We start from the raw sequence: 16,623 nt of genomic DNA on the forward strand, positions 1-16,623 counted from the left end.
CTTATCATATAAATTAATTTAAAATATTTATTAGTCGTAACTTACATTGAATTTAATCGTGGCAAAGTAATTTCCGGGTTCAATCTCATTATTAATGGTGTCAATTTCTGTTTCATATTTCAAAAAACTGACTTTTGTTTTTCTATCAAAGTAAATAGCGCTATTTGAAATAGAATACGATTTATTCGGAGTGACTAAATTGTTATTGGTGTCATAAATATAGACAACGACACCATCCGTAGGACCTGACAGTTTGATTGCATTGTTGTAGATGTCACTATTGGCAAAGAATTTAATTTTTATGCCTTTGCTATTATCTTTGTCATATTCACTAATGCAGTTGTTTAATTTAATGTTAAATGTTTTTCTATTATTATTTTTTGCTTCTTCTGTATTGATGTCACTTTTAGAAACAAGGTCATAATTAATATATTGATATTGGCTGTCTGTTTCTATTGAGCAGGGCGCAGCAACAATATATCCGCGCATAACAGTTTCACCACGAATTCCGCCATCAACTGTATATTCTGCATTAGAAATAAAAGGAGCTAATAATAGTGTTGACCATAAGAAAGATAAATTTCGCATAATGAACCTTTTTATTGGGAGGGTTTCCCCTCCCATAAAAATTATTCGTAAGTGATTTTGAAGTCAGCGATAGAGTTGAATTCACCTTCAGTTACTGGAGTAGAAGCATCAACACGTTTTGCTAATGCAGTAAATTCCAGAACGTTTTCACCTTGTCTGTTACGAATTTGGTTCAGTACAGATTTAGCTTCATCAAATTTAAAATCTTTAATTTGAATACCAACGTTATTAGCGGTACCAGTCACGCCTAAGAACTCTTTATTAGTACCAACGTAGTTTTTACCACCGAAAGTGATTTTGATATCTTTAACTGCAACCCATTTACCTTCAGTATCCTTACTGAATTCGTCGAAGTTACATTCTTTTAATTTAATAGAGATATCTTTCTCTGCTGCATTACCTGCTTCTAAAGAAGCACGTGACAGTTGACCAAATGGAACTTCTTGTTTGGTGCTTTCAGATTCGATATTACATGGGGAGTTAACAACTTGACCGCTAAAATGTAATTCACCCGTGTTGCCGCTAGCTAAAACAGATGCAGACAGAGTAGAAGCTGCAAATAAAACAGCAACAGATAATTTATTTAATTTCATGTGATAGATCCTTAAAGATAAGTAATTTTTAGTCCCTAAAGTGAATGCAAATTGCCTAGTGCATCCATGCATTGGCTTTTTGTGTAAGTCATTTCGACGAAAACAAGTTTATCCATTAGGAGAGTTTTTTGAAATAAAGTATTGGTATTTTAATGAAGTAAAATATTTAATTCTGGTATTAATATTTTTAACGTGAGTTTTAATGTTTTTATTTCGCTGTGGTAATGTATGGGATTTTTAATCACTTTTGCTTTAAGGTAAATTAATAAGTAATTTTTAAAAATTAAAAAAATAGAGCATCAAATGTCATAATTCGATGCTCTATATTTGTCATGATGAAATGTTTGCTGATTTAAATTAAATTGTGCAAATAAAAAGAGGGGAGAAGTTCTCTTCAAAAATATAGTTTTTTTCACTCAAACGCTTTATGTTTACAAAATAAATTTGCCCTTCTTGCGGAATACCCCGTATTTTTATTTTATTTTGAGCTTGGTCATTAGGATCAATAACAACTCGTTCGACTTGTGAGAAAAAATGCCCGCCTTGGTAGACATATTTCATATAAAATTTGCGAGCGATAACATAACTTTTACCATCGTTGCTAATGGTTCCATTCATCACAAAGGTATGATGCTCAGGGTCATGCTCATTTGGAATAATACTAAGTAGGTAATAGCCTTTTAAGTCTGAACGGCTATCTGAAATATCAATTTTCAGTGTTGCTCTGCAACTCGGAACAATGGCCGTGTTGTTTTTATAATAAACATAGCTACTAATGAAGACTAAGATGGTTGAAATAATCAGTAGCCAAAAAGCCCTGATAGATTTCTTATTTGACATAAAAATTCTCACAACTCACTGTGGTACTATCTTTGGGGGTGTTAGGACAATAAGATAAAAATAAAAAGTTATCATAGAGGTTTTTATCATTCGTGACGATTCCAACATTGTAATAAAATAATGTAGCCGGTTTTTTGCAATCAATGTTTAACCGTGTTAACTGATTTTGTAAATCAGTAAAACTAATCGTCGTCGTATCGGGTTTATGGTAACTATTAATATAGCGTATGCTGCACTGATCAATGCGACCCACCTCAGGATATTCTGTTCGCGTAGCAAAAAAATAGCTTTTAAAAAGATAAAGTAAGCAAAAAATAATAATCACAACTAAGGCTAGCTCAATAAAACGGTTATTGAGAATGTAACTTTTTTTCTTTACTGTTTGCACTTTTTCTTTTGGTGTTTCTTCTATAACGGCTGCTTTATGTGGTTCATTAAGTAATATTTCTTGAGGTCCTTTTTGCTGGACATCATGATTTAATTCTGATGATAGTAACTGCAATTGCGCATTAAGCTTGATACCCACTTTAGGTATAGTCGTAATTATTTCATCCTCACAAAATGAGGACAAATGACGGCGTAAAACAGAAATGCTACTGTTAAGGTTATTATCGGATGCAACTTGGTTATGTTCATCCCACACTCGGCTTAATAATGTTTCACGATCTAAAATCTCACCATTATTTTGCACTAACACCAATAATAAGCGGTTTAGTGTGGTAGTTAGTTTAATTGCATCGCCGATATTATCGCGATATAACAACCCCTGATGGCTGTCATAAATAATATTATTTATAAGATATTTCATATTTTGTTTTATTTTATTTATTAGGATGTCAAATAAGTATTTTTCCAGTGTATACCTCTAATTTGGTCGGTGTCAATTAGACAGAAATTGCCTGATAATGGATTTGATTTAAGAAAGTTACATTCGATAGATATAATAAAAAAGCCCCTAAATGATGTATTTAGGGGCTTAGAATAGCGTAATAAAATGGAGGTTAAATTAGGCTGTATGCTCTAAGATTTTATGCAAAACGGGATGGAATTTACGTTTAAAATAGACCAAGCCATGTCCATCATCGCTAACAACAATCTTTTTCATCTCAACCATATAGACAGAGTGAGTGCCAATATCTTGTACTTGGGTAATTTCACCTTCAAGATTCGCAAGGGCATTTCTTAACAATGGTTGTTCTAAAATACCTTTATCCCACATATCCCATCCAAAGCGCTCATCCATTGTCGAGCCTTTCATGCCCGCAAAGTGACAAGCTAAATCTTCTTGATCATGGTTGAGAACGTTAACGCATAGGCGGCCATTCTTTTGAAAAACCGCATTCATAGAGCTGTTGCGGTTAACACATACCATCAAAGTCGGTGGCGTATCAGTCACAGAACAAACCGCAGTGGCAGTAATACCGCAACGGCCTTCTGGACCATCCGTGGTGACGATGTTAACAGCGGCACCGAGACTTGCCATCGCATCTCTGAAACGTAAGCGATGTTCATTTTCTAAAGACATTTTGACCTCCTGCTGCCGATTACTTCAGCAGCGAATCTAACAGATTAATATCGTTGTTGTTGTGCAGGTGAGGGCGCTTCCAGCCGTGCTGATCATAGTCAGACAGGCAGCGGTCAACCATGTCAGTCATGGCTTTCATGTTGCCAGAACCGTATGCATGACGCAGACATTGCAGACGAATTTCGTCTTGGCTTCCTGCGTAGTTAATTTCATACAGCTCGTGACGACCACCGAATTCACTGCCGATAGCATCCCACATTAATTTTAAAATTTTAATACGTTCAACGTGATCCATCCCATTTGAACCGCGAACATATTTTGCCAGATATTTGTCAATCTCTGGGTTATTCATATCACGAACGCTTGATGGCAGATAGATCAAACCACTTGTTACGTTACTTTCGATGATATTTTTGATTTTGGTGTAGGCCATTGGTGCCATAACACGATACGTTTGGATGGCTTGAGTATCTGGCAGGAACGCACCGCCTTCCCAAGCTTTTGCTTCTGAACACATAGCATCAGTCAGTGACCAGAACAGGTTACGCCAAGCGACCACTTCACCGAGATCCGCTTGAACACCACGGAAATCAATAACACCCGTGCATTCAAGGCTCTTTTGCAGAAGACCTGTGATGAAGTCCAGTTTGACGGCTAAACGTACACAAGCTTGTAATGGGAACAGGCGAGCAAAGCCACCTTGTACCGCCCAGTTACGAGCACGGTCGAAATCACGATAAATCAGCACGTTTTCCCATGGAATTAACACATGATCCATGACCAGAATGGCATCATTCTCATCAAAACGGCTTGATAACGGATAATCAAACGGAGCTCCTGTTGCACCAGCAACTAACTCGTAAGATGCACGGGAAATTAATTTCACACCGTCCGCATCCATTGGCGCAACAAACATCAGCGCAAAATCAGGGTTATCACCCATGACTTGTGCAGAACCAAAACCGATAAAGTTGTAGTGTGTTAACGCAGAGTTGGTTGCAACAACTTTTGCACCGCTGACGATAATACCTGCATCAGTTTCTTTTTCTAGCTTTATATAAACATCTTTAACTTCATCAGCGGGCTTATGGCGATCAATAGGTGGGTTAACAATTGCATGGTTAAAGTATAAACCGCTCTCTTGAATACGTTTGTACCAGTTGCGTGCGTTATCGGCAAACTGGCCGTAATATTCTGGGTTAGCGCCTAAACAGCTGGCGAATGCCGCCTTATAGTCTGGAGTGCGTCCCATCCATCCGTAGCTTTGGCGTGACCAATCTGCGATGGCGTCGCGTTGTTGGCGTAGGTCATCTGCACTTTTTGCGAAGCGGAAGAATTTGTGTGTATACCCGCCGTTGCCTGTATCTGTGCCCCAGCAAAGCTGGTCATGAGTCGATTTATCATGAAGCGCATCATATAACTGTCCTATAGAAGCTGCTGAGTTACGAAAAGCAGGGTGCGTGGTGACATCTTTAACACGCTCACCATAGATATAAATCTCGCGACCATCTTGTAAACTTTTTAGATATTCTTGGCTATTAAATGGGCGCTTAGCATCGGAACGAAAATCTTCTGGTTTCATGTCTACCTCGTTTTAGAACAAAGAGGGCTTGCGGGTTGTCGGCGTACAAAGGTTGCAAGCTTGAATAATGTTAATTTTATGTTTGTTTTGTGTTTACTAATTGAATCGTTTTCTGTGGGGTTTTAAAAGAGATTTTCCAAAGGAAAGCTGGTACTTTTCGTTGGTGAGATGGTTTTATGAAAGAAATGTGATCTTATCGATATTTTAATATTAATGCTATTTCAATTTTAATATATAAATCTTTATTTATCATTGAATTATGTTTTGTTAAAAACTTAATGAATTTTATTTGATATCATTTTGTTTGATTGTTTTTTGAGCTATGCATTCACTTTTTGTTTGCTTCTAATAGTACCAGTTGTAACTTTAAAAATAAAAATGCAAGACATCAAAAATGTTTGCATTATGTAAAATAATTTAAAGGGGATGCTAAAATTTTGATATCCGCGATCTAGTGGATATTTTGTTCACGCCATTGGCTCGGAGAGGTACCCTCAGAGCGATTAAAAAAGCGGGCAAAATAGGCTGGATCTTTAAATCCAAGTTGATAAGCAATTTCAGAAACGGGGCTATCGCAAAATAGCAGCATGCGTTTGGCTTCCCGCAAAATCCTGTCGAAAATAAGCTTTTTAGGTGGGCGGTTGGCAAATCGCCGGCACATATCTTTTAAGCGAGATTCGGTGACGCCGAGCTTATCCGCATAGTCAGGGACAGAGAGATGCTCACGATAATGCATATCGATAAGCTGGTTAAAACGTTGGAATAATCGATGTTCACCACGAACGCCACTAACATGATGCTCGTCAAGGGGGACAGAGCGCAGTAAAAAGGTAAATAAGGCTTGGGCAAGCGAAGATAACACTTGGTCTCGACCAATATAGTTATTCGCAGATTCCCGCGCCATTAAATCCCAATAGTGATTAAAAGTTTCAATGTCTTGGGGCTTATCCGCGACAGATAAACAAATCGCCGGAATATCGACTCTATCCAGATTGGCAGAATAAAGAGACTCCAACAGTGGAGAAATTAAATCTTGCCGCACGGTTAATACATGCCCGTCAGTGTCTTCTTGAGTAAAAAACGCATGGGCGACAGAAGGGGGCGTCAAAATAAATAGCGGTGCCTGCACAGAATAACGAGACTCATCCAGCTGGAGAGTAATATGCCCAGTGACTAAATAGTGTAATTGGAAATAGCCATCGTGACGATGCGCGGGCATGTCGCGACCGAAGAAGGCGGCGAGTTTGCCGAAGGTTTGGTAGTGGACGTCGTCGTTGCCCAATACGTCATCGTAGTCCTTCCCAATATCTATGTTATTGATCAATTCTTTCCCCTTCATTCTTCAAGCCGCAGCGTTGTTGGCTTCATGAGTCAACCCTAGTCACATACTCAAGTATGCTCCCAGGGATTAACTCATTCGCCGCCTAGCTGCAACTCGAATTATTTTGGGGAATTACTCCCCTTTAACCTACAGATTTGTGAACATTAGGCAGCCACTGAGAATTCTGCCTGTAGCATAGTTAACTGCAACTCGAATTATTTTGAACAATATTTAAGGGGGATTAAATAAATTCAATTTTTCCAATCTGTTGCAGCATTCATTCTTTAATTCTACCGCTTACGGTGTAGCTCTTGGTCTTGAGTTTTTCATTGGGATGGCGATGACCAGAAGGGCGCCGACCACCAGCAAACCGGCAACAAAATAGAGACCAGAATTGAAGCTACCCGTTTGATCTTTTAGCCAACCGATTAATAGTGGGCTGACCGCGGAACCTATATTACCTGTTGCGTTGATTACGGCAATACCGATTGCGCGAGCGCGTAAACTGATCGACTGATCTGGCGTGGTCCAGAAAACGGCCATAGCAGTAAACGAACCGGTGGACGCCATAATGATCCCCAATAATTGGAGTATCGGCTGATGAGTCATCGCTGCGATGATCCAACCTGCCGCCGCAAACAAATACGGTAACGCAGTGTGCATCTTACGCTCTTGCAAGCGATCTGAGCGGCGACTCCAATAAATCATCCCCAAAATCGTACAGAACTGAGGGATCGCAGTTAATAGCCCAATCATGGCATTACTGCTGCCCTGATTAAAACTCTGCATAATTTGTGGCGTCCAAATATTAATGGCGCTCAACGTGTTAGTTAGACAGAAATAAGCCACGGTATACATTAAGATCACCGGGGTGAAAATCTCTTTCCACAGGCTGCTATTTTGCAGCGCAGTCTGGCTTTTTGAGCCGTGTGGCTGCACAAGCTCTAACTGGTCTTTATCCATCATCTCTTGCAGGGTGTCTTTATCTTCCTGAGTTAGCCACTTTGCTTTCTTCGGAGAATCATCCAGATAGAACCACACTAAAATACCCAGCAGAACGGATGGGAAACCTTCCAGTAAGAACAACCATTGCCAGCCTTTCAGATTTAACACACCATCTAGCCCTAAAATATAACCAGAAGCTAGTGAACCAAATGCCATAGTAACTGGCATGGCAATCATAAACAGAGCGTTAGCTCGTGCGCGGAAATAAGCGGGGAACCAGTAAGTTAAGTAAACTAACATACCTGGTAAGAAACCAGCTTCAGCAATACCCACCAGCATGCGTAAAATATATAAGCTGGTTGGCCCAGTCGCGAACATAGTGGCAGTAGAGGCAATACCCCATAGCACCATGATAGTGGCAATCCAGCGACGAGCACCGACAATGCCAAGCATGATGTTACTTGGAATACCAAAAATAATGTAGGTGGCGTAAAACAGCGTCGCTGCCAGACCAAACATGGTGGACGTTAGACCAATGTCTTTCCCCATTGTTAGCCCCGCAAAGCCGATATTAATTCGGTCTAAGAACGAGAAAACAAACAGAACAAACAGAAATACGATCAGTCGTTTAAAAAGCTTATTAATTACCCGCTGTTGCGGTTCGGTAAGGTTCTTATGTTGCTCTGCAGGGTTGGTGCTAGCAACATTCTGTGAATGACTCATTATAATGCCCTCTAATTACAATTTATTATAGGTACAAGGGTCTACTAGGCAGTCATTTGGGCTGCCTTGTTGTGGTTGCGATTTTATTGCTTACTATCTAGGTCGCTCATGAGCGTAGGGTAAAATTGAGCGACCTAGAGGAGTTCAGATTGCTTTAGTACACGCTAGATGCGCTGTTATCCATATCGGAAACCGTTTTACCGAATTTTGCGGCAAGGGCTTCAGCGGTGCGCGCTAGTAATGTGGTATCCACGCCAACGGCAACAAACAAGGCGCCGAGCTTAATATAGTGTTCTGCGATATCCGGTGCCGCCATCAAAATTCCTGGCGCTAAACCTGCCGCACGAATTTGCTTAATGGCATCTTCAATCACCGCTTTCACTTCAGGATGGTTTGGATTGCCAGAAAAGCCCATATCCGCACTCAGATCCGCAGGACCGATAAAGACACCATCAACGCCTTCAACTTTGAGGATCTCAGGCAGATTTTTTATAGCTTCGCGGGTTTCCACTTGGACAATCACGCACATTTCATCGTTGGCGCGTTTTAAATAATCGGGAATACGATTCCAGCGAGAGGCGCGCGCTAAGGCACTGCCCACCCCACGAATTCCCGCGGGTGGATAACGAGTTGAGCGTACCGCTTGCTCTGCTTGTTCTGCATTTTGCACCATCGGCAGTAACAGCGTTTGTGCACCGATATCCAGCAATTGCTTGATAATCACTGGCTCATTCCACGCCGGACGAACTACCGGTTGTGATGGATAAGGGGCGATTGCTTGTAATTGCGCTAAGGTCGTTTGCACATTGTTTGGTGCATGTTCACCATCGATCAACAGCCAATCAAATCCAGCACCAGCAACCAGCTCAGCACTGTATGGGCTGCACAATCCTAGCCATAAACCAATTTGTGGTTTGCCTGTTTTCAGGGCTTTTTTGAATTTATTTTCTAACAGATCCACAGTGAACTCCTTATGCAAAGCGGCAGCTAATTGAGCCCATCACGCCGTAGTCAACGTGGAAAACATCCCCTTTACGAGCAGGAACAGGGCGAGTGAATGAACCGCCAAGGATAATTTGTCCCGGCTGTAACTCCACATTGTGTGGGGCTAATTTATTGGCTAACCATGCCACGCCATTGGCTGGGTGGTTGAGAACCGCCGCTGCAACGCCAGATTCTTCGATCACGCCATTACGATAAAGCAGGGCGCTGATCCAACGCATGTCTAAATCACGAGGTTTAATCGGACGTCCACCTAAGATCACCGCGCCGTTTGCCGCGTTATCTGAAATGGTGTCGAACACTTTACGTGGGCGGTTAGTGTCAGGATCGATATTGTGGCAACGGGCGTCGATCAGCTCTAAAGCGGGGATCACATAGTCCGTGGCGTTATACACATCAAATAAGGTGCAGTTAGGGCCGCGCAGCGGTTTTGCTAAAACGAATGCCAGTTCAACTTCGATACGCGGAACGATAAAGCGATCCGTTGGAATATCACAGCCATCATCAAAGAACATATCATCGAGCAGTGCGCCATAATCAGGCTCATCAATCTGGGAACTGGCTTGCATCGCTTTGGATGTCAGACCGATTTTATGCCCTTTTAATACGCGCCCTTCCGCCAGTTTTAAGCCAACCCACTCTTTTTGAATGGCATAGGCATCTTCAATGGTCATTTCGGGATGATCCAGTGAGATTTGACGGATTTGCTGGCGGCTTTTTTCCGCTTGGTTTAGGCGTTGAGCGATTGTTGAAATGGTATCTTGTTGCAACATCTTATTTTTCCTTTTGCACCTCAGCTCGTCATACTTCGAGCTATAACTACGTTAGCTTCACGATAGGCTTGCGCCTATCCCCTAGTCACACGGTATGCTCCTAGGGGATTAGTCTCATTTACTGTTTTGTTCTAACTTGAATTATTTAGAGCTAAGATTTTAAAAGCGAAGACCGCCAGCTAATGTTTCTTTCTAATTAGAAAGACCACCAAAGCAGAGATATTTCACTTCCAGATAATCTTCGATTCCGTAACGGGAGCCTTCACGACCAAGTCCTGACTGCTTAATACCACCAAACGGAGCCACTTCATTTGAAATAATGCCTTCGTTAATACCCACCATGCCGCTTTCTAATGCTTCAGCCACACGGTAGATACGTCCGATATCACGTGAATAGAAATAGGAAGCCAGACCAAACTCAGTGTCGTTGGCAAGGTCGATAGCTTCTTGTTCATCACGGAATTTAAATAATGGTGCTAATGGACCAAATGTCTCTTCTTTCGCCACTTTCATGGATTCAGTCACATTGACTAATACCGTCGGTTCGAAGAACAGACCACCAAGGCTGGATGATTTACCGCCCGCAGCGATGCTCGCACCTTTAGCAACGGCATCCGCAATGTGCTCAGACACTTTATCCACGGCAGCTTGGTTGATAAGCGGGCCTTGCTCAGAATCAGCTTGGGTTGCTGGACCAATTTTTAATGCGCTCACAGCTTTCGCTAGGCGAGCCGCAAACTCATCGTAAACACCTTCTTGCACTAAAATACGGTTTGCACACACGCAAGTTTGTCCGCTATTACGGAATTTAGCGGCTAAAGCCCCTTGAACCGCAGCGTCTAAATCCGCATCGTCAAATACGATAAATGGTGCGTTACCGCCTAATTCCAGTGACATTTTTTTCACGGTATCTGCGCACTGTTCCATCAGCAATTTACCCACGCGGGTAGAACCGGTGAAGGTCAGCTTGCGAACAATCGGGCTAGATGTCATGACCGCACCAATCGCTTTGGCATCGGTACCTGGAACGATATTGAATACGCCAGCAGGAATACCGGCTTCTTCACCTAATGCTGCTAATGCCAGCGCCGATAATGGGGTTTCAGCCGCAGGTTTTAATACCATGGTGCAACCCGCTGCGAGGGCAGGACCGACTTTGCGGGTGATCATCGCATTCGGGAAGTTCCAAGGGGTGATAGCAGCGACCACACCCACAGGCTGCTTGATGGTCACTAAGCGGCGACCCGGCAGTGGGGATGGGATAGTTTCACCGTAAGTACGTTTACCTTCTTCGGCAAACCACTCAATAAAGCTGGCTCCGTAGGCAATTTCGCCCATGGATTCATTGATGGATTTACCTTGCTCAGTACTCAGGATCTGCGCAAGTTCTTGTTGGTTTTCCATCATTAAACGGAACCATTTGTTCAGAATTTGGCTACGTTCTTTCGCGCTTTTTGCACGCCATGCTGGCAATGCTTTTTCTGCGGCTTCAATGGCTTGTTGAGTTTCAGTTGCACCCACATTACTGACGCGAGCAATCACTTCTCCATTTGCCGGGTTAGTCACATCAAACTGGCTACTGTCTTGGGCATTTACCCATTGACCATTAATGTAAGCCTGCTGGCGGAATAATTTAGAATTGGTGTTTAAGCTCATTTTTCGTTGTTCTCCGAAGACACTGAATGAACGTGCGCGTGGACATTTTTAGCGGACAAGCGTTGGCTTGAAAAACTCAGTCCGGCACAAATCGCCATTACGAGTGCCATAGCAAATGGGGATTCATCTTGTAGTATGGACACTGCAACACTGGCAAGGGCTGCCAAGGCAAACTGAATTGAGATGGCGAGCGCACTGGCGCTGCCTGCGATTTTCCCGCGGTGTTGCAGTAACAGTGACAAACTGTTGGTGCCGATAGCATTAACCATCGATAGGAACAGAACCACTAGGATAACAATAATTGGTAGGCTTTGTTGATAGAAAATTAACAACAGAACACCAAAAATCAATTGGATACCGCTTTGCATGCCCAAAATTCGTGGCAGGCTATACACCTTGAGCAATCGGACATTCAGCAGCAACATGGCAATCATGCCCAAAATATTGCAGCCAAACAGCAGCCCATAATACTGTTCAGAAACACCAAAGTAGTTGATATACACAAACGGTGAACCACTGATAAAGGCGAACATACCGGCAAAAGAGAATGCCATAGTACCAATAATGCTCAGTGCTTCTCGGTCTGTGAGCACCAACCGATAATTATGAAAGGCGACACCGACTAAATTGCGGGATTCACGCTGATGAGGCAAGGTTTCAGGCAGCAGTAAAAAAATAGCTGAAACAGAGCACAGCCCCACGGCCGCGAGAACATAGAAAATCACCTGCCACTCAAAATGAATTAATAAAAAACCGCCCACTAATGGTGCTAATAATGGGGCTATCATGGTGACTAATGTCATCAGTGATAACACTTTAGGCAGCTCGCTAGAAGGATACACATCACGGGCAATGGCGCGCGCCATCACTATCGCTGCACCACTGCCAAATGCTTGCAACGCTCTAAAGGTAATTAAGGCTTCTGAGCTGGTGGCTTGGGCGCATAGCAGGCTGGCGAGGGTAAAAATCGCCAGCCCACTGAGCAACATTTTACGGCGCCCCAGCAGGTCGCTCAGGGGACCATAAAACAGCATGCCGACACAGAAGCCCGCAAAGAATGCCCCGAGGGTGTATTGCATCTGTCCTTGGGTGGCATTCAGCGCTTGCGCCATTTGTGGCAAGGCTGGCAAGTACATATCAATCGATAGGGGACCGAACGCCACCAGTGAACCCAGTAACGGGATCAACCAGCGCGGTATCGGTCTATTGGTAAATGAAATTGGCATATTGCCCCCTATCGATATTCATCAATCACGATTTAAATTTTTATGACTTAAGCTTTTTATGATTTAAACAGTGCATGCACATTGTTCTGCTTATAGTTCAGAACAGGGTCAAGCTCTTCCATAGTGAAAGAGAGTGCCAAGTAACGTTTTGCCATCAGAGAGGCAAAATGGGTTTTGATCAGATCAAACAGCATTTCCCCAGTTTTTTGGCGATCTTCGAGGGAGCGACCCGCACCAATTTTTAAGGTCATATGCACAAACGCGTAATCGTGTTTGCCATCCGCCATTTGCCAAGTATCCAACCAGATTGCACGGCTACGAATGCCCCCTAATGGGAAAATTCCAGTGCCAGCTAGCGCGCTGTTTACTTTAGCGAACAGCTCGGGTAGGGCTGCTTCTTCACGAATGTTGTCGGTGCATTCAGCATAAAAATGAGGCATATCTGCTCCTTATGCGTTGGCTGTTTGTTTGTCAGTGATAAATTTTGGTAGTGGGAAAATCGCGTTGATTTGCCCAGTTCCAGAGCTGGCGAACAGGTCAGTTAACACTTCCACTTTCTCATCATATTTATCCCAGCCCAGCAGACCCAGTAACATCACGGTGTCATGCATGTGACCTTCGCCATAGCAGTAATCCGCGTACTCCGGCAGCATTTTGCAGAACTCAGCAAAGCGACCTTCACGCCACAGTTTGACGACGCGTTTGTCCATTTGCTCATCGAATTCGCGGGTATAGCTGTTCATGCCGTCTTCTGCACGATGGTCATCGATAAAGCGGTGAGACAGTGAGCCGCTCGCGAGTACCGCCACGGTACCGTCATATTTTTCAATCGCAGTCAGTACGGCTTCGCCTAATTTACGGCTAGTTTCAAAGCTGTGTGAGGTACAGAATGCGGAGATAGAGATCACTTTAAAGTGGCGATCGCTGTTCATATAACGCATTGGAACCAGCGTCGCGTACTCTAGAGTTAGGCTTGGAATTTCATGAGCTTGAGCACGAACGCCTAGCTTGCGAGCTTCTTCACCGATCATCTGACCCAATACAGAGTTGCCGTCATACTCATATTCCATATCGCGGATAAAGTGTGGCAATTCATTACTGGTATAGATGCCTTTGAAGTGATCGGCGCAGTTAATGTGATAAGCGCTGTTAACCAGCCAGTGAGTGTCAAAAACGATAATGGTGTCGACGCCGAGTTCACGGCAGCGACGACTGATTTCTTTGTGCCCATCGATGGCGGCTTGGCGACAACCGTGGTTTTTGCCCGGCAGTTCAGATAGGTACATTGATGGGACGTGTGTTATTTTTGCCGTTAGTGCCAACTTACCCATTTCCTTCCCCTTATTCGTCATACTTCACGTTGTAGCGTTGTTGACTTCACTCGCCACCCAAGTCACATACTTATGTATGCTCCTTTTATCCGTTATACTTCGCGCTGTAGCTGTGTTGGCTTCACTCTGTCACTCGGGTCACATACTCATGTATGCTCCCCCGAGATGCCATCGTTTGCTGCCTTGCTACATCACGAATTATTTAGGATAAATAATGGATTGGCTTGGCCTAATTCTGTATGAAGTAGAGTTAATAAAATTCATAAAACGTCTGATGATAAAGCTTACACACCCCAGCGTGGGATGTTGTGGTCGCCGTAGGAGATACAAACGTTCTTCATTTCGGCGAAGACTTCGAAGCTATACTCGCCGCCTTCACGACCCACGCCAGAGGCTTTTACGCCGCCGAATGGTTGACGTAAATCACGGACGTTTTGGGTGTTAACAAACACCATGCCCGCTTCGATATTGCGAGAAAGACGCAGGATCTTGCTGACATCTTGAGTCCAAATATAAGACGCCAGACCATACTCAACATCGTTCGCCATACGCAGACCATCTTCTTCGGTCTTGAATGGAATTAAACAAGCGACGGGTCCGAAGATCTCTTCTTGAGCCACACGCATGCGGTTGTCCACATCCGCCAGAACCGTTGGGCGTAGGAAATGACCATTTTTCAGATGAGCTGGCAGATCCGTTGGTTTGTCTGGACCACCCGCTAACAGAGTTGCACCTTCTTCCATACCAATACGGATATAACCAGATACTTTGTTCCAGTGCTGTTGGCTGATCAGGGCGCCCACTTGGGTTTTTGGATCGGTAGGGTCGCCGACGATCAGGCGATTTGCACGCTCAGCAAAGCGTTTCACAAATTCTGGGTAAATGCTTTCTTGGATGAAAATACGTGAACCCGCGGTACAGCGCTCTCCATTGATAGAGAAAATAGTGAACAGCGCGGCATCCATTGCACGTTCAATGTCGGCATCTTCAAAAATCAGAACCGGAGATTTACCGCCTAATTCCATTGAGTATTTTTTCAGACCCGCGTTTTGCATAATGGCGCGACCAGTTGCGGTGCCTCCTGTGAAGGAGACTGCACGAACGTCATGGTGTTTTACCAGAGCGTCACCCGCAGTAGCACCATAACCTTGCACCACGTTCAGTACGCCCGCAGGGATACCCGCTTCAAGGGCTAATTCACCTAAACGGTTTGCAGATAGCGGAGACAGTTCAGACATTTTCAGAACCGCGGTATTACCCAGCGCTAAACACGGTGCTGTTTTCCATGTCGCGGTCATAAATGGCACGTTCCATGGCGAGATTAACCCGCACACACCCACTGGCTGGATCAGGGTGTAGTTCATCATTTTGTCGTCAACCGGATAGGTGCGACCATTCATTTGCTGGCAAATTTCAGCAAAGAATTCAAAGTTGTGTGACGCGCGAGGGATCAGAACGTTTTTAGTTTGGTGGATAGGTAAACCGGTATCGTTGGTTTCCATCTCAGCAATTTGCGGAACGTTTTCGTCGATCAGCTCACCTAAGCGGCGCATTAAGCGTGCGCGCTCTTTCATTGGCGTGTTTGCCCACTTAGGGAAGGCTTCTTTTGCAGCGGCAACCGCTTGGTTGATTTCGTCTTGACCGCCGGATGCCACTTCCGCTAATACTTCACCCGTTGCTGGGTTAGTGGTTTCGAAATACTCTTTGCTTTCAACATTTTTGCCGTTGATCCAATGGTTAATCTTAGTCATCACACTCGCTCCTCATACTCTTTTTCGCTGATAATGGTATTGATCAGCCTGCCCACACCTTCAACTTCAACGATCACTTCATCACCTGGAACCACATCGGACAGCCCTTTTGGCGTGCCCGTTGCGATCATGTCCCCTGGTTGCAGTGTCATAAAGTCACTCAGGTAGGCAATTAAAAATGGGATATTAAAAATCAGATCCGCGGTGGTGCCTTTTTGACGCAATTCACCATTAACGTAGGTGTACAGTGCGAGGTTGTGTGGATCTTTAATATCTGATTTGTCTACCATCCATGGGCCGATTGGCGTCAATGTATCGCGGCTTTTTACGCGTAGGTTTGGACGGTAGTAGTTCTCTAAATAGTCACGGATAGCGTAGTCATTACACACGGTGTAACCCGCGACGTAATCCATGGCATCTTCTTGGGACACTTTGTGAGCCGCTTTGCCAATAATCACCACCAGCTCAGACTCATAGTGCATATATTCAACATTGTCTGGGCGAACGGATACTTGGCGGTGACCTGTTAAGCTGTTTTCAGCTTTGATAAAAATCAGAGGCTCTTCTGGTGGCTTAAATTCTAATTCAGTGGCGTGGTCGGCATAGTTCAGACCCAACGCGAATAAAGTACCTTGTGCAGGTGGTAGCCATTCAACATCTGCGCTATCGCCAGAGATCACGTTGCCATTTGGCAGTTTGATAGCTTCGTTGTCACCGACAGTGACGGAATACTCAGTGCCTTGATAACGAATTTTTGCGTGTTTCAT

16 protein-coding genes are annotated in these 16,623 nt (G+C 43.8%); all 16 read right to left on the reverse strand.

Translation table 11 applies throughout. From position 1 onward, the window contains the following. Window positions 1-30 precede the first annotated feature (30 nt). The 16 genes from ACIH2S_RS04180 to ACIH2S_RS04255 all read right to left on the reverse strand — a co-directional run bounded on the left by ACIH2S_RS04180 (window position 31) and on the right by ACIH2S_RS04255 (window position 16,623). A complete protein-coding gene (locus ACIH2S_RS04180; RefSeq protein WP_036953988.1) occupies window positions 31-588 on the reverse strand; it encodes a fimbrial protein in 558 nt (185 codons plus the stop codon). Window positions 589-629: 41 nt separating this feature from the next. Further along, on the reverse strand, window positions 630-1,181 hold the full coding sequence (locus ACIH2S_RS04185) for a fimbrial protein (protein WP_036953990.1): 552 nt from the start codon (window positions 1,179-1,181) through the stop codon (window positions 630-632). A 357-nt stretch (window positions 1,182-1,538) separates the two neighbouring features. Further along, on the reverse strand, window positions 1,539-2,021 hold the full coding sequence (locus tag ACIH2S_RS04190) for a FidL-like protein (protein WP_036953993.1): 483 nt from the start codon (window positions 2,019-2,021) through the stop codon (window positions 1,539-1,541). After that, window positions 2,011-2,829: a winged helix-turn-helix domain-containing protein gene (locus ACIH2S_RS04195; RefSeq protein WP_272534955.1), complete on the reverse strand. Its 819-nt coding sequence runs from the start codon at window positions 2,827-2,829 to the stop codon at window positions 2,011-2,013. Before ACIH2S_RS04195 ends, ACIH2S_RS04190 begins: the two co-directional genes overlap by 11 nt. Before the next feature lie 198 nt (window positions 2,830-3,027). After that, window positions 3,028-3,546 carry a 4-hydroxyphenylacetate 3-monooxygenase, reductase component gene (gene hpaC, locus ACIH2S_RS04200; RefSeq protein WP_036953999.1) on the reverse strand — a complete coding sequence of 173 codons (519 nt, stop codon included), beginning with the start codon at window positions 3,544-3,546 and terminating at the stop codon, window positions 3,028-3,030. Window positions 3,547-3,565: 19 nt separating this feature from the next. Beyond that, on the reverse strand, window positions 3,566-5,128 hold the full coding sequence (hpaB, locus tag ACIH2S_RS04205) for a 4-hydroxyphenylacetate 3-monooxygenase, oxygenase component (RefSeq protein ID WP_108479482.1): 1,563 nt from the start codon (window positions 5,126-5,128) through the stop codon (window positions 3,566-3,568). Between the two features lie 451 nt (window positions 5,129-5,579). Continuing rightward, window positions 5,580-6,467: a 4-hydroxyphenylacetate catabolism regulatory protein HpaA gene (hpaA, locus tag ACIH2S_RS04210; RefSeq protein ID WP_154600412.1), complete on the reverse strand. Its 888-nt coding sequence runs from the start codon at window positions 6,465-6,467 to the stop codon at window positions 5,580-5,582. A 279-nt stretch (window positions 6,468-6,746) separates the two neighbouring features. Continuing rightward, complete coding sequence (gene hpaX, locus ACIH2S_RS04215) at window positions 6,747-8,117, reverse strand: 4-hydroxyphenylacetate permease (RefSeq protein WP_036954007.1); 1,371 nt, start codon at window positions 8,115-8,117, stop codon at window positions 6,747-6,749. A gap of 154 nt (window positions 8,118-8,271) precedes the next feature. Further along, entirely contained in the window at window positions 8,272-9,078 is an 807-nt protein-coding gene (gene hpaI / locus ACIH2S_RS04220; RefSeq protein WP_036954009.1) for a 4-hydroxy-2-oxoheptanedioate aldolase, read from the reverse strand. Between the two features lie 10 nt (window positions 9,079-9,088). After that, window positions 9,089-9,892 carry a 2-oxo-hept-4-ene-1,7-dioate hydratase gene (gene hpaH, locus ACIH2S_RS04225; RefSeq protein ID WP_036954012.1) on the reverse strand — a complete coding sequence of 268 codons (804 nt, stop codon included), beginning with the start codon at window positions 9,890-9,892 and terminating at the stop codon, window positions 9,089-9,091. Between the two features lie 192 nt (window positions 9,893-10,084). Beyond that, the gene (locus ACIH2S_RS04230) at window positions 10,085-11,548 is read right to left on the reverse strand and encodes an NAD-dependent succinate-semialdehyde dehydrogenase (protein ID WP_036954015.1); all 1,464 of its coding nucleotides are present in this window, start codon (window positions 11,546-11,548) and stop codon (window positions 10,085-10,087) included. Next, window positions 11,545-12,774: a Bcr/CflA family multidrug efflux MFS transporter gene (locus tag ACIH2S_RS04235; RefSeq protein ID WP_187128789.1), complete on the reverse strand. Its 1,230-nt coding sequence runs from the start codon at window positions 12,772-12,774 to the stop codon at window positions 11,545-11,547. Before ACIH2S_RS04235 ends, ACIH2S_RS04230 begins: the two co-directional genes overlap by 4 nt. Window positions 12,775-12,830: 56 nt before the next feature. After that, window positions 12,831-13,214, reverse strand: a complete 384-nt coding sequence (locus tag ACIH2S_RS04240; RefSeq protein ID WP_036954018.1) for a 5-carboxymethyl-2-hydroxymuconate Delta-isomerase — start codon at window positions 13,212-13,214, stop codon at window positions 12,831-12,833. 9 nt (window positions 13,215-13,223) lie between these two features. Continuing rightward, entirely contained in the window at window positions 13,224-14,105 is an 882-nt protein-coding gene (hpaD, locus tag ACIH2S_RS04245; protein WP_036954019.1) for a 3,4-dihydroxyphenylacetate 2,3-dioxygenase, read from the reverse strand. A gap of 284 nt (window positions 14,106-14,389) precedes the next feature. Then, a complete protein-coding gene (gene hpaE, locus ACIH2S_RS04250; protein ID WP_006657319.1) occupies window positions 14,390-15,856 on the reverse strand; it encodes a 5-carboxymethyl-2-hydroxymuconate semialdehyde dehydrogenase in 1,467 nt (488 codons plus the stop codon). Continuing rightward, window positions 15,856-16,623 (reverse strand): fumarylacetoacetate hydrolase family protein, encoded by a 768-nt coding sequence (locus ACIH2S_RS04255; RefSeq protein ID WP_108479481.1) that lies wholly within the window; start codon window positions 16,621-16,623, stop codon window positions 15,856-15,858. The genes hpaE and ACIH2S_RS04255 overlap by 1 nt, the downstream gene beginning before the upstream one ends.

The organism is Providencia lanzhouensis (assembly GCF_050469745.1).
Classification (GTDB): Bacteria; Pseudomonadota; Gammaproteobacteria; order Enterobacterales; family Enterobacteriaceae; genus Providencia; species Providencia lanzhouensis.